This is a genomic window from Lacisediminihabitans sp., from assembly GCF_043726815.1.
GTDB lineage: Bacteria > Actinomycetota > Actinomycetes > Actinomycetales > Microbacteriaceae > Lacisediminihabitans.
Window position 1 is genome coordinate 1 of sequence record NZ_JAYSJZ010000063.1, and the last position, 4,727, is coordinate 4,727.

General features: G+C 65.9%; 4 protein-coding genes. All 4 read right to left on the reverse strand.

The annotated features are described in order from the left end of the window. Nucleotides 1-50 precede the first annotated feature (50 nt). A complete protein-coding gene (locus ACHZD8_RS08910) occupies nt 51-476 on the reverse strand; it encodes a type IV pilin protein (protein WP_394769912.1) in 426 nt (141 codons plus the stop codon). A gap of 11 nt (nt 477-487) precedes the next feature. Continuing rightward, nucleotides 488-1,717, reverse strand: coding sequence for a type II secretion system F family protein (locus ACHZD8_RS08915; RefSeq protein ID WP_394769913.1), 1,230 nt, complete (start codon nt 1,715-1,717; stop codon nt 488-490). Next, entirely contained in the window at nt 1,717-3,357 is a 1,641-nt protein-coding gene (locus ACHZD8_RS08920) for a type IV pilus twitching motility protein PilT (protein WP_394769915.1), read from the reverse strand. Before ACHZD8_RS08920 ends, ACHZD8_RS08915 begins: the two co-directional genes overlap by 1 nt. A 46-nt stretch (nt 3,358-3,403) precedes the next feature. Beyond that, nucleotides 3,404-4,727, reverse strand: a 1,324-nt coding sequence (locus ACHZD8_RS08925) for a GspE/PulE family protein (protein ID WP_394769917.1), incomplete at its 5' end; no start/stop codon positions are given.

Below are 4,727 nucleotides of genomic sequence, written 5' to 3' on the forward strand. Positions count from 1 at the left end.
GGGATATATCGCTTTTCGCGCCCCCAGTTGGAGGCACGTGGACGTGGTCGCTAGCAGCCCGCCGGCGCAGCATTGGGGGCGCCCACGCCGAGCACGTCGGTCGCATAGAACTTGTTGCCGGTCGAGCTCGTCGCTACGAGGCAGAATGACGTACCCGTGGCGGGGGCCAGCGATGTGCTCCAGTCAACCGTGGTCGAGGTGTAGCCATAACGCCCCAACGTCGCCCCGTCGATTGCGGTCGGGAACGCACGCTTGTCTGTCTCGTAACCGATGACCGCGATCTTCGCCCCGGCTAGATCGGACTTGGCCGCACTGTCTCTGGCATTCCCTTGAAGACTCATGTACACCGGCAGGGCAACGGCAGCGAGAATTCCGATGATGAGGACGACAACAAGAAGCTCGATCAGGGTGAACCCCTGGCTTCCCCGCTGGAGGGTCCTGCGTCGCGCAACGGGCGCGCATTTCAGACAGGACACTGTGGATTCTCCTATTTGATCAGCGTCGCGATGTTGAAGATCGGCAGGTAGAGCGCCACGATCATGCCACCGACCACCACTCCGAGAAAGGCCACCATGAGGGGCTCGATCATGGCGGTGAGCTGCTCGGTAGCGGCCTCCACCTCCTGGTCGTAGAAATCGGCGATCTTGTTGAGCATCATCTCGAGCGAGCCAGCGTCCTCGCCCACGGCGATCATCTGGGTGACCATGGCCGGAAACACAGGCTGCTCGGCGAGCGGCGCGGCGATGGAGCGACCCTGACGCACCGACTCGGCGACATTCTTGAGGGACGACTCGATCACCCAGTTGCCGGAGGTCTCCCCCACGATGTTGAGCGCCTGGAGGATCGGCACACCGGCACTGATCATGTTCGAGAAGTTACGGCTGAACCGCGCCACGGCGATCTTTTTGAGGAGCTGCCCGAAAACCGGAAGCTTGAGCTTGATCGGGTCGAGCACCTTGCGCACGCGTTCCGTGTTCTTGTTGCGCGGCCACCAGATGGCGAAGGCGATGCCGGTCACCGCGAGGATCGGAATCACGTAGACCATCGACTGCGACAGGTAGACGAGCAGCATCGTGGGAAGCGGCAACTGGCCGCCCAGGCCCTCGAACATCGTCTTGAAGACCGGGACGATGAACACGAGCATCGCGATCACGGCGAGGATCGCCATGATCAAAACGATCACGGGGTAGGTCATCGCCGACTTGATGGTTCCGCGCAGCTTGACCTCCTTCTCGAAGTTTGTGGCGATCGACCCGAGCGCGCCCTCGAGAAAGCCGCCGGTCTCGCCCGCGCGGATCATGTTGACCATGAGGGGCGGGAAGGCGTCGCTGTGCCGCGCAAAGGCGTCGGAGGTGGAGATGCCCGTCTGCACGTCGTCTCGCACCCTCTCCAGGATCTTCGTGAGCGGCTTGCTCTCGGTCTGCTCGGCGAGGATCGTGAGCGTGCGCAGGAGCGACAGGCCCGAGCCGATCATGGTCGCCATTTGGCGGGACATGATCGCGAGGTCCTTCAAAGTGACCTGTTTGGTGAAGCCGGGGATCGCGATGTCCCGCTGAAGGCCGGTGCCCCCCGCCGATTCCGTGATGGTGACCGGCGACACCCCCATGCCGCGAAGCCGTGTCGCGACGGCTGCCTCGTTCGGGGCATCCACCCGTCCCTTGACGAGCTTGCCCGCGGTGTTGCGGCCGGTGTACGCGAAGGCCTGTGCGTTCGCCATCAGCGAGCCTCTCCTGAGAATGAGTCGCCGAAGACGATGCCGCCGGACGCGAGCGCGCGGCCCGACGCTTCGGTGGGCGACTCGACGCGTTGGATGAGCCGGTTGATGCCGTCTCGGTCGTGAGCCTTCTCCAGCGCCGCCTGGTGGGTGATGATGCCGGAGTTCACCAGATCGGCCAGGTGCTGGTCCATGGTGTGCATTCCGAGTTCGCGGCCCGCCTGCATGGCCGACGGGATCTGGTAGGTCTTGCCCTCGCGGATGAGGTTGGCAATGGCCGGCGTGGCCATCATCACCTCCGTGGCGACCGCCCGACCGGATCCGGATGCACGCTTGACGAGGGTCTGGCAGACGACCCCATTGAGGGTCGCGGCGAGCTGAGCCCGCACCTGCCCCTGCTGATGAGGCGGGAAGACGTCGATCACACGGTCGATGGTCTGCGACGCGTCCTGGGTGTGCAGAGTCGCGAACACGAGGTGGCCGGTCTCCGCGGCGGTGAGGGCCACCGAGATGGTCTCGAGGTCGCGGAGCTCGCCGATCAGGATCACGTCGGGGTCTTGTCGCAGCACGTGCTTGAGTGCGTTCGCGAAGCTGTGGGTGTCCGACCCGACCTCGCGCTGGTTGATCACCGACTTCTGGTGCTTGTGCATGAACTCGATGGGGTCTTCGACGGTGACGATGTGGTCGGCCCGGTTGCGGTTGACCAGATCGATCAGCGCCGCGAGGGTCGTGGACTTGCCAGAACCCGTGGGCCCGGTGACGAGCACGAGTCCACGAGCCAGGCCCGCAAACCTGGCGACGACCTCGGGAATGCCGAGCTCCGTGAGCGACTTGACGACCGTCGGGATGAGCCGGAAGGCCGCGCCGATGGCCCCGCGCTGCTGGTAGACGTTGACCCGGAATCGGGCGTTGGCCGAGATCGTGTACGCGAGGTCGAGCTCGAGTTCCGTCTCGAACTTGTCTTTTTGCTGCTGAGTCAGGAGCGTCATGATCGCGTTCGCGACCCGCTCGCGGTCCCACACCGGGGCGTCTTCGAGGGGCCGCAGTCCACCGTCGATCCTGATCATGGGTGGCGCGTTGCTCGTGAGATGGAGGTCGGACGCGCCCAGAAGCACGACCTGCTGCAGCGCATAGACCAGGTCGGAATCCGCGTTCTCGCGGGGAGCATGCGAGCTGCTTCCGCCCGGCGAGTAGTCCTCGGTGGGCGCGGTGTACTCGGGCGGCGGCAGCTGTGCGAGCACCTCCTCCGCGAGCGATTCCAGCGTGTCGGCCGGCGAGATGTAGGGCGGAAGCGTCGGAGGCGTGTAGGTGCGAGCCTCGGGCGCGGGCGGCGGAAAGGCCTGGCTCGCCGTCGCGTCACGGGGCGGAGCCGGCGGCGGATAGGTCGCCGCGGCGGGCGGCGGATACGTTGCCGCGGCAGGCGGCGGGTACGTTGCCGCAGCGGGCGGCGGATACGTCACCGGCGCGGGCGGCGTGTAGGCGTGCGCCGGGGGCTGCTGCGTGGGGGCGGAAGCCGACTGGGGCTCCGTGAGGCGGAACGAATGAGCCCCCGGCGGCGGGTAGTCAACCGGCGACGACGTGGGCGGCACGATCGGCTCGCCGGTCGGACCGATCACCGGAATCTCGTAGATAGGCTTGTCCACCCTGTTCTCCCCCTCTATACTCACTTCGTTGACCGTCGGCTCGCCACTAGGCCACGACGCGCAGGATCTCTTCGATGGACGTGAGCCCCATCTGCGCCTTGGCCCAGCCGTCCTGGCGCAGGGTGAGCATTCCCTCGGCCATCGCGATCTTCTTGATCTCGGCGCTCGACGCGCGTCTCACCGCGAGGCGTTCGATCTCTTCGCTCACGGCCATGATCTCGTGGATGGCGATACGGCCGCGGTACCCGGTGTTGGAGCAGACCTGGCAGCCGATCGGCTGGTAGAGCACGGGTACCGGCTGGTCGGGGTCGATCCAGAACCCGAGGGCCGCGATCTCCGTCGCCACCGGCGTGTACGCCTCTTTGCAGCGCTCGCAGAGCCGACGGGCGAGTCGCTGGGCCACCACGGAATCGAGCGCCGAGCCGACGAGGAACGGTTCGATGTCCATCTCGGTCAGTCGCGTGACGGCGCTCGGCGCGTCGTTCGTGTGCAGGGTCGACAGCACGAGGTGGCCGGTGAGCGAGGCCTCGATGGCGATCTGCGCGGTCTCGTGGTCGCGGATCTCACCGAGCAGCACCACATCCGGGTCCGAACGCAGAATGGAGCGCAGGGCGCTCGCGAAGGTGAGGCCGGCCTTCGGGTTCACCTGAACCTGGTTGATGCCGGCCATCCGGTACTCCACCGGGTCCTCGACGGTGATCACGTTGATCTCCGGCTTCGCCACGGTGTTGAGCGTCGTGTACAGCGTCGTCGACTTGCCGGAGCCGGTCGGGCCGGTGACGAGGATCATCCCGTAGGGCTTGGTGTACGACTTTTTGTACACGTCGTAGTTGTGCTGGAGCAGCCCCAGATCGTTGAGGTCCAGGCTCGAGGTCGAGTTGTCGAGGATTCGCATGACGACCTTCTCTCCCCACACGGTGGGGAGGGTCGCCACGCGCAGGTCGATCTTGCGCCCGCCGTGCATCACCGAAAGCCGGCCGTCCTGCGGCTTGCGGCGTTCCGCGATGTCGATGTCGCTCATGATCTTGAGGCGGGAGGTCACGCCGTTCTGGATCTGCTTCGGCGCGCGCTGCATCTCGTGCAGCACCCCGTCGATGCGGTAGCGCACCCGCACCTCGAACTCGCCCGGCTCGATGTGGATGTCGGAGGCACGGTCCTGAATGGCCTGGCTGATGATGAGGTTGACGAATCGCACAATCGGCGCGTCGTCTTCGAGGGAGTCGTTGGTGACCTGCACCACCTCGGCGGAGGGCTTGTTCTCCTCCTGGAGCACCGACTGGAGGTCGCTGAGCTCGCCATCCGCGCGCAGCAGCCGGTTCATGGCGTTGCGCAGGTCCTGGCGTTCGGCGACCACGGCGACGACGCGCATG